General features: G+C 71.3%; 14 protein-coding genes. 9 read left to right on the top strand and 5 right to left on the bottom strand.

Annotated elements, in window-relative coordinates:
- The first annotated feature begins 327 nt into the window (after positions 1-327).
- The 6 genes from ADL25_RS22575 (at position 328) to ADL25_RS22550 (ending at position 8,345) form a co-directional block, all read left to right on the top strand.
- Entirely contained in the window at positions 328-1,659 is a 1,332-nt protein-coding gene (locus tag ADL25_RS22575; RefSeq protein ID WP_059129570.1) for a radical SAM protein, read from the top strand.
- 217 nt (positions 1,660-1,876) lie between these two features.
- Entirely contained in the window at positions 1,877-3,370 is a 1,494-nt protein-coding gene (locus tag ADL25_RS22570; RefSeq protein WP_059129569.1) for a cellulose-binding domain-containing protein, read from the top strand.
- Between the two features lie 323 nt (positions 3,371-3,693).
- On the top strand, positions 3,694-4,803 hold the full coding sequence (gene rsgA, locus ADL25_RS22565) for a ribosome small subunit-dependent GTPase A (protein ID WP_059129568.1): 1,110 nt from the start codon (positions 3,694-3,696) through the stop codon (positions 4,801-4,803).
- A 42-nt stretch (positions 4,804-4,845) separates the two neighbouring features.
- Positions 4,846-6,330: a DNA-3-methyladenine glycosylase 2 family protein gene (locus tag ADL25_RS22560; RefSeq protein WP_107116670.1), complete on the top strand. Its 1,485-nt coding sequence runs from the start codon at positions 4,846-4,848 to the stop codon at positions 6,328-6,330.
- A complete protein-coding gene (locus ADL25_RS22555; protein ID WP_059129566.1) occupies positions 6,327-6,830 on the top strand; it encodes a methylated-DNA--[protein]-cysteine S-methyltransferase in 504 nt (167 codons plus the stop codon). The genes ADL25_RS22560 and ADL25_RS22555 overlap by 4 nt, the downstream gene beginning before the upstream one ends.
- Before the next feature lie 282 nt (positions 6,831-7,112).
- A complete protein-coding gene (locus ADL25_RS22550) occupies positions 7,113-8,345 on the top strand; it encodes an SGNH/GDSL hydrolase family protein (RefSeq protein WP_059129565.1) in 1,233 nt (410 codons plus the stop codon).
- A 7-nt stretch (positions 8,346-8,352) separates the two neighbouring features.
- Here the strand turns inward: ADL25_RS22550 and ADL25_RS22545 are convergent, their stop codons facing one another.
- Entirely contained in the window at positions 8,353-10,659 is a 2,307-nt protein-coding gene (locus tag ADL25_RS22545) for a glycosyl hydrolase family 95 catalytic domain-containing protein (protein ID WP_234380996.1), read from the bottom strand.
- Positions 10,660-10,780: 121 nt separating this feature from the next.
- Entirely contained in the window at positions 10,781-11,761 is a 981-nt protein-coding gene (locus ADL25_RS22540; RefSeq protein WP_059129563.1) for a helix-turn-helix transcriptional regulator, read from the bottom strand.
- A gap of 413 nt (positions 11,762-12,174) precedes the next feature.
- Between ADL25_RS22540 and ADL25_RS22535 the strand changes: the two genes are divergently transcribed.
- Together ADL25_RS22535 and ADL25_RS22530 are read left to right on the top strand one after the other, a co-directional pair.
- The gene (locus tag ADL25_RS22535; RefSeq protein ID WP_059129562.1) at positions 12,175-13,749 is read left to right on the top strand and encodes a PP2C family serine/threonine-protein phosphatase; all 1,575 of its coding nucleotides are present in this window, start codon (positions 12,175-12,177) and stop codon (positions 13,747-13,749) included.
- A 55-nt stretch (positions 13,750-13,804) separates the two neighbouring features.
- Positions 13,805-15,547 carry a pyruvate dehydrogenase gene (locus ADL25_RS22530; protein WP_059129561.1) on the top strand — a complete coding sequence of 581 codons (1,743 nt, stop codon included), beginning with the start codon at positions 13,805-13,807 and terminating at the stop codon, positions 15,545-15,547.
- Positions 15,548-15,649: 102 nt separating this feature from the next.
- On the opposite strand, the gene ADL25_RS22525 is transcribed toward ADL25_RS22530, so the two are convergent.
- Positions 15,650-16,435, bottom strand: coding sequence for a hypothetical protein (locus tag ADL25_RS22525; RefSeq protein ID WP_063805699.1), 786 nt, complete (start codon positions 16,433-16,435; stop codon positions 15,650-15,652).
- A 515-nt stretch (positions 16,436-16,950) separates the two neighbouring features.
- Between ADL25_RS22525 and ADL25_RS22520 the strand changes: the two genes are divergently transcribed.
- The gene (locus tag ADL25_RS22520) at positions 16,951-17,433 is read left to right on the top strand and encodes an ATP-binding protein (RefSeq protein WP_079050519.1); all 483 of its coding nucleotides are present in this window, start codon (positions 16,951-16,953) and stop codon (positions 17,431-17,433) included.
- 62 nt (positions 17,434-17,495) lie between these two features.
- On the opposite strand, the gene ADL25_RS22515 is transcribed toward ADL25_RS22520, so the two are convergent.
- Positions 17,496-18,533 carry a DUF2637 domain-containing protein gene (locus ADL25_RS22515; protein ID WP_059129560.1) on the bottom strand — a complete coding sequence of 346 codons (1,038 nt, stop codon included), beginning with the start codon at positions 18,531-18,533 and terminating at the stop codon, positions 17,496-17,498.
- Positions 18,534-18,845: 312 nt separating this feature from the next.
- Positions 18,846-19,688, bottom strand: a complete 843-nt coding sequence (locus ADL25_RS22510; RefSeq protein WP_059129559.1) for a (2Fe-2S)-binding protein — start codon at positions 19,686-19,688, stop codon at positions 18,846-18,848.
- Positions 19,689-19,744 lie beyond the last annotated feature (56 nt).

The following is a 19,744-nucleotide window of genomic DNA, read 5'->3' as shown; positions in this document are numbered from 1 at the left end:
ATCCACCCGGAACCTACCTCGCCCCCGCCCTGTGCTGCGAATTCCGTCGTATCGAGCCGGGTCTGAAAGTGGTCCGGCAGGTATCCGGTTCGTGTTTCCGCGAAATCGGCAACCCCCGGCTCCGCGGCCTCCTAGTCCTCGGCTCGGACCGGTCCGGCCTGCGAAGAACTCCGGCCGGAGGTATGGAATGTATCGCCTCGATTCGTATATTCACTTCCAAAAGGAGCAATCGGCCCATCGGGTCATGGCCGGGGCCCCGGCAAGGCCGGCGGTCGGGCGGGGGCATACCGTGAGGAGTCGAACGCCTGAGCCGGGAGGAGACACGGGATGGGCAGCCGCACCGCACTGGTCGAGGATCTGATGGAGCGATTCCCGCACGTTCCGCGGGAAGCCGTCTTCAAGGAAGACCTGCTCCGCGGGGGTGTGGCCTTCGACGCGTCCGCCCTGTCCGACAACGAGGGCGGCGAGGTCAAACCGAAGTCCTACTTCATCTTCTCCTTCGACCACGGCACCCTGCCCGAGCTCGGCGAGGCCGCGCTGCGGCGCCCGCCCGAGGAGATCATCCTCACCGGCGGCCCGTACGACCTGCGGCGCACCGTCGTCTCGGTCAGGGTCAATCCGGCCTCGCCGTACCGCGTGGCCGCCGACGAGGAAGGGATGCTCGGCCTCTACCTCGACGGGCGACGGATCGCGGACGTCGGGGTGCCGCCGATGCCGGAGTACTACCGGCACACCCTCTCCAACGGGAAGTCCGTGATGGAGGTGGCCCCGACGATCCAGTGGGGCTACCTGATCTACCTCACCGTGTTCCGTGTGTGCCAGTACTTCGGCGCCAAGGAGGAGTGCCAGTACTGCGACATCAACCACAACTGGCGCCAGCACAAGGCGGCCGGGCGGCCCTACACCGGCGTCAAGGACGTCGAGGAGGTGCTCGAGGCGCTGGAGATCATCGACCGGTACGACACCCAGAATGCCTCCACCGCCTACACGCTCACCGGCGGCGCGATCACCAAGACGGTCGCCGGCCGGGACGAGGCGGACTTCTACGGGCACTACGCCAAGGCCATCGAGGAGCGCTTCCCGGGCCGCTGGATCGGCAAGGTCGTGGCGCAGGCGCTGCCGAAGGCCGATGTGCAGCGGTTCAAGGACTACGGCGTGCAGATCTACCACCCCAACTTCGAGGTGTGGGACCGGCGCCTGTTCGAGCTGTACTGCCCGGGCAAGGAGCGATACGTCGGCCGTGACGAGTGGCACCGGCGCATCCTCGACTCGGCGGACGTCTTCGGCGCCCGCAATGTGATCCCCAACTTCGTGGCGGGTGTGGAGATGGCCGAGCCCTTCGGCTTCGCCACGGTCGACGAGGCGATCGCCTCGACCACGGAGGGTCTGCGCTTCTTCATGTCGCACGGCATCACCCCCCGTTTCACCACCTGGTGCCCGGAGCCGACGACGCCGCTCGGCAAGGCCAATCCACAGGGAGCGCCGCTCGAGTACCACATCCGCCTGCTGGAGGCCTACCGCGCCACCATGGACGACTTCGGGCTCTCCTCGCCCCCCGGCTACGGCCCGCCCGGACCCGGCCGCGCGGTGTTCTCCGTCAGTTCCTTCATGGACAGCCTTCCGGCGCGGGAGGGTGCCGAGGAGCCGTCCCACGCGTGACGACGCGATCGTGTGCCCCGCACGCCGAGTCGCCGCGGGGTCGCGATCCGTACAACTGAACAGCGCGCACGGACCGCCCGGCGGCAATTGAATACGCCGCTTGTCAGTTGTGTGAGAACCGTGAAAGGCTCTGGGCCTGCCGTGAGGCGATCTCAACTCCCTTGTATGTCAGGTGAGTTGAATTTGCTTGTGGAAGCAGCGGAAGCAGGAGCACGCCATGCCCGACCTGCCGACCCCTCAGGACGCCACCGAGGCCGCGCTGTTCTCGGAAAGCTGGGACGCGGTGCTGTCGTACGCGGACCTGTGCACGTCCGGCTCGGCCGCGGGCAGACAACTGGCCACGGAGGCGTTCTCCCGCGGCGTGCGGGAGGCCCGCGCCGATGAGCCCCCGGCGAGGGGTGGGCGCCGCACTGCCCGGCTGCCCGGGATTCCGCTGCTGCTCACCGCCGTGCGTACCACCGCCGAGGCGTGGGAGGCACAGGGAACCGGGCATCGGCTCGACCCCGAACTGCGGCTGTGGCTCCACTCCGGGCAGGCCGCGCGGTACACCGGGCCGCCCCTCCAGCGGCCGTTGGCGCTGCGGGCGCTCAAGGACATGCACGAGGCGGACGCCGCGCTGCTGTGGCTGGTGGAGGTCGAGGCGCTGCCGCTGCCCGACGCGGCACGAAGGCTCGGTCTGGACCCGGTGGCCGCCTCCGTCGAACTCACCGAAGTCCGGGGGCTGTTCAGGGACCGCTGCCGGCGCAACCACCTCGACACACCCATGGACGCCGAGTGCCGCAGCTATGCGCGGCTCCTCGACGCGGTCACCCGCTCGTCGGGCGCCGAGACGCCCGAGGACCTCTCGCGGCACCTCGCCACCTGCGTGGAGTGCGCGGAGGCCGCGGCGTGTCTGCGGCTGCACGGCGGGGAGACGGCCGCGGCGCTGGCGAGTGGTGTGATCGGCTGGGGCGGGCTCGCCTATCTGGAACGGCGGCGCCGGGCGGCGGAGGCCGGGCTCAGCGGGGGACGCACGGACGCGGGCACGGACCGGGGCGTCGCGGTCGGCACCGAGGCACGGCCCCGGATCGGCCGCGCCGGGATCCTGGCGGCCGCGGTGATCGTGTCCGGCCTGGCACTGACGGTCTCGCTCATGCAGCTGGGGGACTCGGGCGGCCGGACGACCGCGGGCGGCGACGTGGGCGACAACCGGCGGGCCGCCGACCCGAGGCCGGCGGTGCCGTCCCTCGGCCCGGTCACCGGCGAGACCACGGTCGGCGCCTCACCGACCACGCGTCCGTCCCGCTCGGCCGCCGTCACGAAGAGTCCGGACTCCGACGCGGAACCGCAGGGGAAGTCCACGAGCCCGGTCGCCGACCCGCCCGGCGCGCCCGAACCGGACAAGGCCACCCCGGCGCCCTGCCGCGTCCGCTACCACGTGGACAGCGAGTGGTCGAACGGCTTCCAGGCCACTGTCACGGTCACCACGGCGGGGGCGCTGGACGGCTGGAGCGTCGGCTGGACGTTCGAGAACGGCCAGCGCATCACCCAGATGTGGGACGGGACGTTCGCACAGGTCGGCTCGCGGGTCACGGCGAAGGCCGCCGCATACAACAAGGAGGTCGCCGCGAACGGCACGTTCGCGTTCGGCTTCCTGTCGTCGTGGCACGACAGCAACGCGGTGCCGAGCCGCTTCACGGTGAACGGGCTTCGCTGCTCGACGGCGGGCTGACCCCGGCGCAAGGGGTCGGCGCCCTGCCGGCCCCGCAGGCACACCCGCCGACGAGGCGGTCGCGACACGGTGACCGTCCGGGCGGAAATTCGCTGGCACCCGGGAGCGGCACCCTCTAAGGTGAGCGTGTTTTCGAGCGGCGTCCGTCGGCGGCCGCCGACGGACGAGTGGAGAACGGGAGGTGTTGACCGATGACTGTCCTTGCGACGAGCGCTGCCCGCGTTCAGACGATCATCAAGTCCACCTCCGTGGTCACCGGCTGACACTCCGATCGAAGCGCGTGTCCGCGCGCCCGCCGGGACCACCCTTGTGAAGGGTCTCCCTTGACTTCCAGCTCTGCTTTCTCCCCGTCTTCCGCGTTCTCCGCTCTCTCCGCCTACGGCTGGGACGACGGGTGGGCGGAGGCGTTCGCGCCGTACGGCGCCGAAGGTCTGGTCGCCGGCCGGGTCGTCCGGGTCGACCGCGGTCAGTGCGACGTGGTCACCGCCGGCGGCGTGCTGCGTGCCGACACCGCCTTCGTCACCCCGCACGACCCCCTGCGGGTCGTGTGCACCGGCGACTGGGTCGCCGTCGAACCCGCGGGCAGCCCCCGCTATGTGCGGGCGTATCTGCCGCGTCGCACCGCCTTCGTGCGCTCCACCTCCTCCAAGCGGTCCGAGGGACAGATCCTCGCGGCCAACGTCGACCACGCCGTCGTCGCCGTCTCGCTCGCCCTCGAACTGGACCTCGGCCGGGTCGAGCGTTTCCTCGCGCTGGCCTGGGAGTCCGGTGCCCAGCCCGTCGTGGTGCTGACCAAGGCCGATCTGGTGCCGGACGTGACGACGCTGTCGCATCTCGTCCAGGACGTGGAGACCACGGCCCCCGGGGTGCAGGTGCTCGCCGTCAGTTCACAGCGGGGCGAAGGGCTGGACGTCCTCGCCGAGACCCTCTCCGGTGGCACCTCCGTGCTGCTCGGCCAGTCCGGTGCGGGCAAGTCCACGCTGGCCAACGCGTTGCTGGGAGAGGAGATCATGGAGGTGCAGGCCACGCGGGACATGGACGGCAAGGGCCGGCACACCACGACCACCCGAAATCTGCTCGCCCTGCCGGGCGGCGGAGTCCTCATCGACACTCCGGGACTGCGCGGGGTGGGGCTGTGGGACGCCGAGACCGGCGTGGGTCAGGTGTTCTCCGAGATCGAGGACCTGGCCGCGAAGTGCCGCTTCCAGGACTGCGCGCACGACGCGGAACCGGGGTGCGCGGTGCGGGCGGCGGTGGAGGACGGCGAACTGCCGCAGCGGCGGCTGGAGAGCTACCGCAAGTTGCTGCGCGAGAACCAGTGGATCGTCGCCAAGACGGACGCCCGGGTGCGGGCGGAGCTGCGCCGGGAGTGGAAGCGCAAGGGGGCCCAGGGCAAGGCGGCGATGGAGGCGAAGCGGGGGCGGTTGCGGTAGGACCACGGATGCCGCCCTCGCCGGTGCGGGGGCGGCACCGTCATGTCCGATTTCCGCCGGTCCCACCCCGCCCGGTGGTGGAGACTGGAAGGCGTGATCGACGAGGACACCAGGTACGAGGCGGTGCGCAGCCGGGACGCGCGGTTCGACGGCGAGTTCTTCTTCGCCGTCGAGACCACCGGTATCTACTGTCGGCCCAGTTGCCCCGCCGTGACGCCCAGGCGCCGGAATGTGCGCTTCTATCCGACGGCCGCCGCCGCGCAGAGTGCCGGGTTCCGGGCCTGCCGGCGCTGCCGTCCGGACGCCGCGCCCGGCTCCGCGGAGTGGAACGTGCGGGCGGACGTCGTGGGTCGCGCCATGCGCATGATCAAGGACGGCGTCGTCGACCGCGAGGGCGTGGACGGACTCGCCGTGCGGCTCGGCTACAGCGCCCGCCAGGTGCAGCGCCAGCTGACCGCCGAGGTCGGCGCCGGACCCGTCGCGCTCGCCCGGGCCCAGCGCGCCCACACCGCCCGCGTCCTTCTGCAGACCACCACGCTCCCGGTCACGGAGATCGCCTTCGCGGCCGGATTCGCGAGCGTACGCCAGTTCAACGACACGATCAGGGCGGTGTACGCCGCGACCCCGAGCGAACTGCGTGCGGCCGCGCCACGCGGCGTACCGGCGGTCCGCCGCGTGGCCGCGCCCTCGGCGGGGATCCCGCTGCGACTCGCCCACCGCGGCCCCTACCAGTCCACCGCCGTCTTCGACCAGTTCGCCCGCGAGGCGATCCGGGGTGTCGAGGAGGTGGAGGGCGCGCGCGGACGCCGTACCTACCGCCGCACGCTCCGGCTGCCGTACGGCACGGCCGTCGTGGCCGTCGACGAACGCCCCGGCCGCGCCGCGTCGAGGCCGTCCACGCACGGTCATCGGGGCGGCTGGCTGGATGCCCGGCTCCATCTCACCGACCCCCGCGACCTCCCGAGCGCCGTCCAGCGGCTGCGACGGCTGTTCGACCTCGATGCGGACCCGTACGCCGTCGACGAGCGTCTTGCCGCCGATCCCCGGCTCGCCCCACTGGTTGCCGCGCGTCCGGGCCTGCGCTCGCCGGGTGCGGCCGATCCGGAGGAGTTCGCCGTGCGTGCTCTTGTCGGGCGGGGCCGTGCCGAGGAACTGGTCCACCGCTACGGGAAGGTCCTCGACTCCCCGTACGGCACGCTCACCCATGTTTTTCCCGAACCGGCCGTGCTCGTCGAGGCCGAGCCCCACGGGACGCCCGGGGCCCTGGCCACCGCCCTTGCCGACGGCACGCTCCGCCTCGACGCCGGGGCCGACCGCGACGACGCGTACGACGCACTGCTCGCGCTGCCGGGCATGGAGCCGCGCGTCGCCGCCGTCATCCGCACCCGCGCCCTGGGCGACCCCGACGTGGCGCCGCCCGGACAGGACGTCCCCGACGTCTGGCGCCCATGGCGCTCGTACGCCCTTCAGCACCTCCGGACGGCGGGCGAGCCGGTTCCGGGCGAACAGGAAGATCACCGATCATGAACTCGCGCGACGCCGTCCACTACACCACGCTCGACAGCCCGGTCGGCGAGCTCCTGCTCACCGCCGACGCGACCGGCGCCCTGACCTCCCTCTCCGTGCCCGGCCAGAAGGGCGGCCGCACCCTCGGGCCGGAATGGCGGTACGAGCCCGGGCTCTTCCGCGCGGCCGAGCAGCAGCTCGCCGCCTACTTCGCGGGCGAACTCGACGAGTTCAGACTGGAGTTGCGTACGGACGGAACCGCGTTCCGTGAGCGGGTGTGGGCGGCGCTCGACTCCGTCCCGTACGGAACGACCACGACGTACGGGGCGATCGCCACCCGGATCGGCGCGTCGCGTGCCGCCGTCCGCGCCATCGGCGGGGCGATCGGCGCCAACCCCCTGCTCATCGTCCGCCCCTGCCACCGTGTGATCGGCGCGGACGGCTCCCTCACCGGCTATGCCGGCGGCCTCGACCGCAAGACGCGCCTGCTGGCCCTGGAGGGCGTGGGCCGTCGGCCATAGAGCAGTTCCTCCGGACCCCGGCTGCGGTTCAGCCGCGGCCGTCCACGACCGGCCCCGCTCCGGAATTCCTCCGCCGGCTCCGCCACTTCTCGGTGGTGCCGTCGGCCCCGGGGAGTGCGACCGCCGCGGCGGAACACCGCGGAGCGGTCACCGTGCGGGAGCCGACTGCCATGGGCCCGAAGGTGTGACGATGCGTTAGCTCCTCGGCGTGTCCTGGGAAGTCATCGAAGGCTTCCCGGTTCCGTGTCCCCGGGACCGCCGGTGAGGAGAGGGCGCGTCCATATGATCAACCTGGCCCGTGCGACGGTAACCCTGAGTCGCTGCCTGGCCGTTCTGGCCCTCACGCTTGTCTCGACCGCGGCCACCCTTCCGGGTACGGCCGACCGGGCCGAGACTGCCCCGCAGTGGGCCGGTACTTGGGAGGCGGCCCCGTCGGGCACCACGTCATCCCTGCCCGGCGCGTCGATCCGCAACGTCGTGCACATCAGCGTCGGCGGCGTCGCCACTCGCGTCCGGCTGTCCAACCGCCTCGGCAGCGCCCCGCTCCGACTCGACGCCGTCACCGTCGCGTTGCGGCTGCCCGACGGGCCCACGGGGGCGGATGCCGTACCGGGATCCCTGCGCGCCGCCACCTTCGACGGCGCCACCTCGGTGACCGTGCCCGCGGGCCAGGACCGCGTCACCGACCTCGTGCCCCTCGCTGTCCCGGCGGACTGCGACCTCCTCGTCACCGTGCACACGCCCGCCGACTCGGGACCGGCGACCTTCCACCACACCGCCCTGCAGACCAACTACGTGGCCAAGGAGGGCAACCGGGCCGCCGACACCGGCGGCGCCGCGTACACCTCCACCGTCTCCAGTTGGTACTACGTGACCGGGGTCGACGTCCTGCGCCCGGCGGGTGCCGCAAGTCTGGTGGCCTTCGGGGACTCCCTCACCGACGGCACCGGATCCTCGTACGGCGCCAACCACCGCTGGCCCGACCTGCTGTCGGAGCGCCTGCGCACCCTGCCCGCGAGCCGCAGGCCCGGCGTCCTGAACGCGGGCATCGCCGGCAACCGCCTCCTTCTCGACGGTGCAGGACCGAGCGCCCTCGCACGCCTGGACGCGGATGTCGTCAGCCGTGCCGCGGTCCGCACGCTGGTCGTCCTGGAGGGCGTCAACGACATCAAGGGCAAGCCGTCCCAGACCGATCCGGGTGCCTATGCGAGCGCGTACCGCCGGATCGTGGACCGTGCGCACGCCCACGGCATCCGTGTCATCGGCGCCACTCTCACCCCGTTCGGAGGCCACCCGAGCTGGTCGCCGGCCCGTGAGGAACTGCGGCTCGAGATCAACGCCCTCATCCGGAACGGCCTCTTCGACGAGGTCGCGGACTTCGACGCCGCCGTCCGCGACCCGGCCCGCCCCGAACGGATCAGACCGGCCTACGACCCCGGCGACCACCTTCACTTCAACGACGCGGGCATGCGGGCGCTCGCCGCCGCGATCGACCTGACGTCCCTGCTGCGCTGATGCCCTGTCAGGCGGGCAGACCCCAGCGGGGGGCCTGCCCGTTCGGCGCGACCGGCGCGATCGTGAAGTCGGGGCGGTCGCCCTTCGCCGTGATCAATGCCGACTCGCCCCTGCGCAGCGCTATGCGAACGGTGCCCTCGTCCACGGTCTCGTAGTGCAGCCTCCGCCCGCGGCCGTCCCGCACCTCGATCGCACCCGGGACGGAGTGCCGTACGACGCACGGTGCGCCCGCCTCGCTGACGAGCCGCACCCAGCTTGTCACCCCGCCGCGGCGGACGGCGGAGAGCAGGAAGGCTCCCTGAGTGCGGAAGTCGTGCACCGTCAGGTCCGCCCACGCGGCGGGCAGCGCGGGGAACACACGGACGACCCCGCCCCAGGACTGGCAGACCATGTCGTGCAGGGACTGGGACGCCGAGAGAGGGGTCTCGATGACCGGCCCGGACTCCTTGTACATGGTGTTGGGCTGGATGAATCGGGTCATCAGCTCGCCCAGGTACTTCAGCGCGTCCTCGCCCTTGCCGAGCAGCGCGGACATCGAGGCGGCGCCCGTGAACGTGTATCCCTGGAGGGCGCCCTCGAAGCCGACCCAGTGCGCCAGCGACTTCTCGATGAGGGCGCGCTCGTCAGCGGTGCGACCCGTAAGCTCGTACAGCGGATAGACCGAGAGCAGATGCGAGTAGTGGCGGTGGGACTTGGCGAACGGGATGTCCGCGCCGATCATGAAGCCGTTCTCGTCGGTGGGGTAGGGCACCCGCTTGGCCAGCACCTCACGCCAGCGCGGGGCCAGTTCGTCTTTCACCCCGAGCAGGTCCGCCGACTCCAGCAGGGTCCGGCAGCCCCAGGTGAGCAGCATGAGGTCGTAGTTGCAGTCGCGCGTGTCACCGCCGTACTCCGGCGAGAAGGTGGCCGGCAGGTGCAGCTTGCCGTCCGGACCCAGCTCCAGGAAGTGCAGGTAGTAGGTGACGGCCTTGCGGAGCAGCGGATAGAGGACGTCGCGGAGGATCGACTCGTCCATGGTGTGGCGGTAGCTGAGCCAGACGTTGTGCAGCGCCCAGGTGAGGTTGCCGACCTCGGGGGTCGGCGGATCCTGGCCGGGGATGCCGACGCCGTAGCCGGTGAGGGTGCCCGCCGCACCGTTTATGAGGTGCGGGTCCGTGGTGCGCGGGATACCGAGCGAGTCGGCCCGGTACGCGGGCGCCATCTCGTTGGACAGATTGTCGCGGAACTCGCCGAGCGCCCGTGTCACAGCGTCCAGTTCGAGGTGGTTGGATCCGTGGATCAGCCAGTACTCCAGCTGGACGTTGAGGTTCCACCAGGTGTTGGGCCACGGCGTGGACTCGAGCCAGGGACCGCTCGTCGCCATCACGGGTGCGTCGCGCCGGGCCGCGGAGGCGACCTTGTAGAGCTGGATCCAGTAGAAGCGCTGGATGCGTGCGTCGGGCAGGGAGAGAAAGCTCCTGCGGTAGTAGGCGTGCCACCAGGCGCGGTGGGTCGCCGCCAGGGCGTCGTACGGCAGCAAGGACCCGCCGCGGATGGTGGAGAGCGCTCGCCGCAGTGCCGTGGACTTCGGGTACGAGTGCGCGACGTGGACGTACAGGGTGCGTCGCCCACCCCGGTCGGTCTCCCGCCAGGCCGTCACGTGCTGGCCGCCCGAGAGCAGCGGCTGCACTGAGGCGGACACGCCGTCGTGGTCGCCGACCTCGGCGGGAGGGTTGCCGCGGTAGCCGTCCGGCAGCGGTTTGAAGTCGGCGCGCGGGCTGATCGCGTCGGCCGGGTGGAAGACCCAGCGGAAATCGCGCTCGCCCTCGGACGGTGCGACCTCCACGGCGAGCAGCGAGCGGGAGGTGTGCACCAGGGCCCGTATCGCGAGCCTGCCGCGGTCCGTGGCGAGGGCGCCGGTGAGTTCGGCGTCGTGGAGCCCCAGCCGCCAGTCCACGGCGGTGATCGTGCCCACCGGCTCCAGGGTGAAGTAGCCGATCGGCAGCCGCGCGAGCCCGAACAACGATCCGTACTCGGGGCGGTGGTCCTGCACCTCGGAGTGCTGGACGTTGAAGCGGACGGCGGCCTGCTCGCGGCCGGGCTCGGCGTAGATGCCCGATCCGAGGAAGCCGTTGCCCAGGTACGGTCCCTCGTACCAAGTGGCCGGCATCCGCTGCCAGACGAGGTCGGCGTCATCGAGGACGGCTCGCCAGGGGTCGGAGGCGCTGCCGGTGCGATCGGCCGCCGAAGCCTGCGCGGGCAGGCCTCCCGTGAGCAGCGCACCGCCGAGGGCGGATCCGGTGGCGATGACGGTTCGTCTGGTCGGACTGGACACGGTGCCTCCAGGCGGCTCGGTATTCATCGGAGCTATCCCGCGAGGCAACGTATGGATGGGGTTTCAGATCGTCAATAGGGCGAGATAGATCCGATGTGTCGCCTGTCCGGTTAATGCCGGGTCAGTGCCGTGCCACCCAGCCGCGCTCGTACGCGTGCCAGCCCAGCTGGAGCCGGGTCGTCACACCCGTCAGCTCCATCAGCCGTTTCACCCGGCGCTGCACCGTCCTCAGGCCCAGGTCGAGCTGCTTGGCGACGCTGGCGTCCGTCAGCCCCGCGAGGAGCAGGGACAGGACCTCGAGGTCGGTGCTGTCGGGGCCGTCGGGCCCCTGCTCGATGACGCCGGACAGTCCGAGCCGCAGCGGAAGCGCCTCCCGCCACACCGACTCGAACAGGCCCGACAGGAGCTCCAGCAGCCCGCTCGCATGCACCACCAGGGCCGCCGGTTCGGTGCCCCGCGAGGTCAGCGGCACCATCGCCAGCGACCGGTCGGCGACCACCAGCTTGGTCGGCACCGTGTCGACGACACGCACCTGTTCGTCGCGGCCGAGGGCGGCCGTCAGCTCGGTGATGCCGTCGGGCCGGTCGAGCACCGCTCGCTCCACCACCACCCGGTAGCGCACACCGCGGCCCGCGGCCTGCTCCTCCGCGTCGTTCTCCATTCCCGACACGGCGACCGGATTTCCGGTGACCAGCGCGCAGACCTCCTCGGCCGCACCGAGCTGGAGTTGGAGGAACCGCTGTCCGACCCCGGCCGCGCCGCTCACCACCTCGACGAGGTCGTGCACGGCGGGCTCGGCCGCCGCCGCGCGGTACTCCTCGGCGAGCAGCGCGGCCGCCAGCTCCGCCTTGTCCAACTCGTGCCGCTGCTGGGTCAGCAGCGCGCCGAGCGCGACCCCCGGTGGCGCCGCGACCCATCGGCCGGGCCGGGCCGTCGACTGGGCCGCGAGTCCGTGCCGTTCCAGCCGGCGCAGGGCGTGCTCGGTGTCGTGCTCGCCGAGCGACAGCCGCCGTGCGAGATCGGGCACCTCGGCGGCGCCTACGGACACCAGTGCCCGGTACGCCGACTCGTGCGTCTCGTCCAGACCTATCGCAGCCAGCATCAACCGTCGTCCTCCCGAAGAGCAGTCCCGCGCTGTGTGCGGTGGCGGAAAACAGCCACGGCACAAACCCGCCTCAGGACATCATCGCCGTACCCCCGGTCTCTCTGCCAAGGTGACGCCACCGCAGTCGCGACTGCCGCCCGCGATACCGACCGCGGGTTGTTCGGCCTGCGCCGACGCGGGCGGCGGCCCCAAGGTCGTGACGGGGTGCCGGAGGCGTGCCGGGCCCTGTCACCGCGGTGCCACCGGACGATCCCCCTGTGGGGGGTGGGATCGTCCGGTGGGCCGCCCCCCATGGCCGGCTCGCACCGTCGTTCGAGGCGTCGTCCTCCGTGTGGACCGGGCGCGGTCGTGTGGCCGGAATTTCCGGATGCCTCGTTTTCCCGGGCCCCGTGCGGTGGACAATCGGAGGTATGAGCCAGCAGGGGGAGAGGCCCACCGGTCATGAGGACGACTGGTGGGGGCAGTTGTACGACGACTCCACCGGGGACACGGGACCGGCCGTCGCGGGCGACAGTCTCGACGACCGCTTCGCCTCCGCCGCGGGAACGGTGGGGGAGGGCAACGACGGGCACGGAACCGGGGCGCAGCTCCCTCCCGCGACCGCGCCGGTGGTGCCGGAGCAGCGCCCGGCGGGACCGGAGCCCGGCGACTTCGCGCCGGGAGCGGACGCCACCTGGCCGGCCGGCTCCACTCCGATGCGGCGGGGCGAGCGCGGTACCGGGGCTCCGGCCCGCGGTCCGGCGCCGTGGGATCCTCCATCCACCCGGCCGACGGGCCCCGTGACCTTCCCGTCCGGGCCCCGGCCACCGCGATTTCCGGCCCCGCCGCCGGACGCCGCCGCCCCGGCGGAGCCCGCGGCGGTCCCGGGCTCCCGTCGGCCCACCGACGTGCCCGCCCGGCCGACCGAGGCGCCACCGCCCTTGGTCCCCCCGTTCGAGGCCGCTGCGTCCGACGGCGCGCCCCCGCCCCCGCCGGGGACGGTTGATGTCGCGTCCCCGGCCGCCCGGACCCGCACCTCGCCCGCGGTCGACTACGTCGGCTCCGGGCCGCCCACCTACGACGCCGAGCCCACCGCGCTTCCGCTCGCCGACCCGGACGACCTCGACGACCTGGTCGCCGACACGGTGCTGGACGGGGCGCGGTACGGGACCTGCGCCCTGCGCGCCGTTTCGGCGCGCGGGGACTCCGCGCGCTTCCGCGGCGAACCGCGCCGGGACGCCCTGCTGACCGCGCGTTTCGGCACCGGCGACCAGGCGCTCGTCCTCGTCGCCATGGCGACCGGCGCGCGGGCCACTCCTGGGGCGCACCGGGCCGCCACCGAGGTGTGCCACTGGATCGGCCGCGCCGTCGGGCGCAGTTACCTCCGCCTGGGCGAGGACATCCGGGCCGCACGCCGCGGCGACCTCAAGTCGGGGCTGCAGCGGCTCACCGACCGCAGCCTCGGCAAACTCCGGGCCGGCGCAGCCGAGCAGGGCGTCGACCCCGACGACTACACCGCCACCCTGCGCTGTCTGCTGCTGCCGGCCGACTTCGACTGCCGTACGCGGGTCTTCTTCGGCGTCGGCGCGGGCGGTCTGTTCCGGCTGCGGGACGGTGAGTGGCAGGACATCGAGCCGCGTGCCGCCGAGGCGGTGGGCGAGGCGGTGGTCGGGTTCGGCTCACTGCCGTCCGAGACCCCCGAGGGTGACCGGCTCACCATGGATCTGGGGATCACGACGCCGCCGAGCCCGTACGAACCGGCTCCGGAACCGCCCCGCGATCCCTTCCGCTTCCGCGCGTCGATCGCCCGGCCGGGTGACATTCTGCTGCTGTGCACGGGTGGTCTCGCCGATCCGCTGCGCGGCGAGCCCCGGCTCGCCGAGCTCCTCACCGAGCGCTGGGCGGCCGGGGAACCGCCGGGTCTCGCCGCCTTCCTCGCCGACACGCTGATCAGGGTCAAGGGCTATGCCGACGACCGTACGGCTGCGGCCGTTTGGGAGGCGTGATGGGCGTCCCTGTGGATTGATGGACCCTAGGCAACCGAAAGGGTGCGTGGGTTCCATGGCCAAGCAGAACGTCGCGGACCAGTTCGTGGACATACTCGCCCGGGCAGGCGTCAAACGTCTGTACGGAGTGGTCGGAGACAGCCTCAATCCGATCGTGGACGCCGTCCGCCGCAATGCAGCCCTCGACTGGGTGCATGTGCGGCACGAAGAGACCGCGGCCTTCGCGGCGGGCGCCGAGGCCCAGATAACCGGGAGGCTGGCGGCCTGCGCAGGTTCCTGCGGTCCCGGCAACCTCCACCTCGTCAACGGCCTCTACGACGCCCATCGCTCCATGGCCCCCGTGCTCGCGCTCGCCTCGCACATACCGTCCAGCGAGATAGGTCTCGGCTACTTCCAGGAGACCCATCCGGACCGGTTGTTCCAGGAGTGCTCGCACTACTGCGAACTGATATCCAACCCGAAGCAGATGCCACGGCTGCTCCAGACGGCCATCCAGAACGCGATCGGCCGCAGCGGTGTGAGCGTCGTCGCACTTCCCGGCGACATCGCCGACCAGCCCGCGCCCGACAAGCCCGTCCAGACCGCCCTCGTCACCGCCCGGCCCACGGTCCGCCCGAGTGACGCCGAGATCGACAAGCTCGTGGCGATGATCGACGAGGCGGAGCGGGTCACCCTCTTCTGCGGCAGCGGCACCGCGGGCGCCCACGCCGAGGTCATGGAGCTCGCCGGGAAGATCAAGTCCCCGGTGGGCCACGCCCTGCGGGGCAAGGAATGGATCCAGTACGACAACCCGTTTGATGTAGGCATGAGCGGCCTTCTGGGCTACGGCGCCGCGTACGAGGCCACCCACGAGTGCGATCTGCTGATCCTCCTGGGCACCGACTTCCCCTACAACGCCTTTCTTCCGGACGATGTGACGATCGCCCAGGTCGACGTGCGCCCGGAGAACCTGGGCCGTCGCTCCAAGCTCGACCTCGCGGTGTGGGGCGATGTCAAGGAGACCCTGCGGTGTCTGACTCCGCGGCTGCGGCCCAAGCAGAACCGGCGCTTCCTAGACAAGATGCTGAAGAAGCACGCGGACGCGCTCGAGGGCGTGGTCAAGGCGTACACCCGCAAGGTGGACAAGCACGTCCCGATCCACCCCGAGTACGTGGCGTCGGTGCTCGACGAGCTGGCCCATCCCGAGGCGGTCTTCACCGTCGACACGGGGATGTGCAACGTCTGGGCGGCCCGATACATATCCCCCAACGGTCGCCGGCGGATCATCGGCTCCTTCTCCCACGGTTCGATGGCGAACGCGCTGCCGATGGCGATCGGCGCGCAGTTCACCGACCGGAACCGCCAGGTCGTGTCGATCTCGGGCGACGGCGGGTTCTCCATGCTGATGGGGGACTTCCTCACCCTGGTGCAGCTCGACCTTCCGGTGAAGGTCGTCCTGTTCAACAACTCCTCCCTGGGCATGGTGGAGCTGGAGATGATGGTGGCGGGACTGCCCTCCTACGGCACCGCCAACCAGAATCCCGATTTCGCGGCCGTGGCCCGTGCGTGCGGGGCGTACGGCATACGGGTCGAAAAACCCAAGCAGCTTCCGGGCGCGCTCAAGGACGCCTTCCGGCACAAGGGACCCGCCCTGGTCGACATCGTCACCGACCCGAACGCACTGTCGATCCCACCCAGGATCAGCCGGGAGATGGTGACGGGCTTCGCGCTCTCCGCCTCGAAGGTCGTGCTGGACGGGGGAGTCGGCCGTATGGTCCAGATGGCACGCTCCAACCTGCGCAACGTGCCCAGGCCCTAGCGGGGGGAGAGAGCCCCGCGCAAAAGACCGGGAACCCCGGCCCGATTCCGGCGGGCCGGGGTTCTCGTTCTCTACCTTCAGAGGGACCTTTGATCCTCAGGATCACCTGCCCCCGTTGTTACCTCCGTAGTTTCCGTTGTCGTTTCCTTCGTCTCCCTTCCCGTAGCTGTTGCCGCCGCCACCGCCGCCACCGCTGTGCTCTTCCTTCTCCTCCACGAAGCGCTCGACGTGGCGCTTGATCACGCGGAAGCTGGCCACCACGCCGTGCTTGACCTTCACACCGCCCTTGAAGTGGCGGGGGAACAGCCCGTTCGAGGAGCTGTGGGGGCCGACGGTGGCGAGAGGAGCACCGTTGTCGCAGGTAGCGCCGTTGAAGACCTCGACGACGTTCCTGCTCTCGTTGCGGACGTTGATGGTCTTGGCGCCGAGGCCACTGACCACGGTGATGCAGCCGTCGGGCACTCCGGCGAACTCGCGCTCGTTGACGGAGATCCGGCCGAACCGGCGACCATCGTCGTCGCCACGGCCGCAGCGGCGGCCGCCGCCACCACCGTCGCCGAAGTCGTCGTCGTCGAAGTTGCCGAAGCCCTCGTCCTCCTCGCACCGGGTGACCTTGCGGTAGCTCTTGCCGCCGCCGCCGCCGCCCCCGCCGCCGTTGCCGTAGGAGTTGTCGTTGTTGTTGTTGCCGTTGTTGTTGTTGTTGTTGCCGTTGCCGCCATTGCTGCCGTCCGGCACTGCGGCCGGGGCAGCGGCCGGCGCTGCGGCGGCACGCTGGGCCATCGGGGCCGCCTGCGGCTCGGAAGCCGCGGAGGCGTACGTGATACCCGTGGCCACCAGGGCCGCGGCGGCCGCGGCTGCGGCCGTTACAGCGGTGGAACGCGTTGCCATGTCACTTCTCCTGTCTCTGAGACGCCGGCTTCACGCCGACGAGATTGAACGTACTAATGATCTCCTTATCCGTCATGTCGGACATGCGGACAATATTAAGAACAACACGTTTGGAGTAAGTTGGGCGCTGACGCCCTGTCACCCCGGTCCGCGTGCCCTGTCTACATGTCGACCCGACCGGGGGCGACCGCTGACGGCGTACGGCCGTATCGGCAGCCCGGAGTCGGCTGAAGGGCTTCAGCGGCAGCGGTTCCGTGGCCCTGACAGCGACCGGCGGCGACCGGGCGCACAGCCGTGTGTGCCTGAGGAGCCGGGCGTGTCGTGCGACGGGACCAGGTTCCTACGGTGGGTGGGAGCCGGCTCAAGGGCGCTCGGGGCGCACTCGCGCCGGGCTCATATGACCCAGTGCGTACGGTAGTTGACGATTCGACATGACTGCCGACCCGCCGGTGGGGCATGGATCCCCGTGGACGTGTTCGAGCGGGGGATTCGACATCCACGTACCGGCGGGGGTCATGGACAGGCGAACGCGAGACGGCGGTCCCGTGGTGATCGGGTCGTCGTCGGTGAAGCAGGCTGAGGAAGCGACCGACACGACGACGGACCGATCAGTGAGTCCACAGCTCAGACGTTGTCTGGGACGGGCCGACCTTCGGGCGGTGCCCGAGGCGCGCAGGGCGTTGCGGGAGATGCTGGTGCGCTGGGGGAGGCCGGGACGATCCGAGACGGCCGAACTGCTGACCAGCGAGCTGGTGACCAACGCGCTCATTCACACCGACCGCGACGCGGTCCTGACGGCGACCGTTTCTCCGGGCCGACTCCGTGTGGAGGTAAGGGACTTCGTGGGGCGCAGACCGAGGCCGCGACGGCCGGACGACGGCGACGGCACACACGGCCGGGGTCTGATCCTCGTGCAGTCCCTCTCGGACGCGTGGGGAGTGCGGGCGCACGGGGTGGGCAAGGCGGTGTGGTTCGAACTGGACGGCGAGGCGTCCTGACGCACTGATGGGGGGCCCGGCAGCGTGCCGCGCCCCCCATCCAGTGGGTGATACGCCCGGACTCAGCCGAACTGCTGCTCGAGGTCCTTGAGCTTGCGCTCAAGGGAGTCGAGCCGGGGCAGGGCCATGGTGTCGTCCTCGGCGGTGAGGTCGACCGTGATCGGGTCGGCGGAGGAGCTTCGGACGGGCTCGAGCGAGGGGCGGGTGCGGGAGGGCAGTTCACCGGATATGGCAGGCTCCGAAGTGGCCGGTGCGGTCGCCCGCTCGACGGTCGGCATCTCGACCTGGCGTCCGCCGTTGCCGCCCGTCAGCGCGCGGTGGCCGCGGCTGAGCGCCTTGAGCTGTGCGCGCTCGACCCGCTGCTGTTCGCGTCGCCGCGCCTTGTTGTGCTCCTTCTGGCGCCGGTCCTCGCGGACCTCCTCGACGGCCTCGTCCAGGCTGCGCACACCCTCCAGGAGCATCAGCGACCAGGCCTTGTACGTCTCGATAGGCGCCCGCATCCAGCGGACGATACGGATCTGCGGCAGCGGGCGCGGCACGAGTCCCTGCTCGCGCAGGGCGGCGCGGCGGGTCTGCTTCAGTGCGCGGTCGAAGAGCACCGCCGCCGACAGCGACATGCCGGCGAAGAACTGCGGGGCACCCGCGTGGTCGATGCCCCGGGGTGCGTGCACCCAGTTGAACCAGGCGGAGGCACCGGCGAACGTCCACACCAGGATTCGGGAACCGAGCGCCGCGTCGCCGTGGCTGGCCTCGCGCACCGCGAGCACCGAACAGAACATGGCGGCGCCGTCCAGGCCGAAGGGGACCAGATACTCCCAGCCGTCGGTCAGGCCGAGGTTCTGCTGGCCGAAGCCGACCAGGCCGTGGAAGGAAAGCGCCGCGGCGACCGCCGCACAGCAGAAGAGAAGGACGTAGGAGGCCGTGGCGTACATGGTCTCCTTGCGCCTGCGGCGCTCCTCGCTGCGCTCCCACGAGTCGTCCGAACTCGTGCTCTCCTTGGACCGCTTGCCGCGCGCGAGCACCGCAACCGCCGCCAGCACGCCCAGGAGCAGTACGGCGCCCGGAAGCAGCCAGTTCAGCGATATGTCGGTCAGTCTCATCAGGGGTCCCTTGCATTGGGATAGGGCGTATCGCCCGCCATAGTGGCCCAATCCCGTCGGCCCTCAGGGGGTTTCGGGGCAAGAGGCCGCCAAGGAGGTGCAAGGGGGATGCCCGGGGCGGCGTTCTGCTCGAACTGCCGCTTGAGGGGCGGGAGTTGAGTTCGAATAAGACTACCCGGACGGATGGATCCACGGAAAGTTCCCGCGACGCGTGAGGAAGTTGTGAAACAACCGTGATCCGGGTGGGTCCCATTCGGTGTGGATCTTACGGCACGGGTTACGCGCCCCGTCGCCGCCTCCCCTGAGCGGACGTCAACCCGCCGCGTCCGCGGTCAGTTTGACCACCCGCTCGGCGTCGCAGATGCGCGGGCAGGTGTCGCAGGTGTCCTCGGGGCGCAGCGTGTAGAACATGCAGCAGCTCACCCGGTCCCTGGTGGACAGCGACTCACCGTTCGGGCCCGTCAGTTCGCGGAACCCGGCCGAGCCCGCGTAGGGCATCGTGCCGCCCGGCATGAGCAACTCCAGTTCGCGCCGCGCCCGCGGCTCCTCGCCGAGCAGTTGGGCCACGTACAGGAGTCCGTCGACGACCTCGTCCGTCGCCGTGCCCCACAGTGCACGCCCCCGCCGCCGCATGCGCGGCCCGAATCCGGCGAGCACCGGGCCCAGGTGCTCGGCCACGGCATCCCGGACCTCGGCCCGCAACGCCTCCTCGTCCGCCACGACCCGGGCACGGGGCAGATCCGCGGCGGGATCGCCCGGAAGGCAGGTGAAAGCGCCGGTGCGCACCGCCATGCGGCCCAGGGTGCGCTGGAACGTGACGTGGTCCACGGGGAAGCGCGGCACGCGCCGCTGGAGGAACCAGGGGAGGGTGATCAGCAGACAGGCCGGCCATGCGTACCGGTGCAGCCCGAAGCTCGCGACGACATCGGGGCGGGCCCGCTGTCCGTAGTCGCGCACTACCTGGTCCTCGTCCCAGGCCAGGAACGCGTCCAGCACGGCACCGCCCGCCGCGAGCCCGGCGACGGGTGCCCAGCCGTCGCCCTCCGGAGCGGGCTCCTCGCGTCCGAGTTCCGTCACGGTCAGCATCGGGAGCACCTCGGTGAGCCGGGTGTACGCCGCCGTGACGACGGACGCGGGCGAGGCGGAGAGAGGCATGCGGGCACCGCCGTTCCGGACGCGTTGATAGGTAAGGCTCACCTTAGCGGAGGCGG

The sequence above is a fragment of the Streptomyces sp. NRRL F-5122 genome (assembly GCF_001507435.1).
Taxonomy (GTDB): Bacteria; Actinomycetota; Actinomycetes; order Streptomycetales; family Streptomycetaceae; genus Streptomyces; species Streptomyces lannensis.
The sequence above is the reverse complement of the archived record's forward strand: the minus strand, read 5'-3'. Positions and strand labels throughout refer to the sequence as shown.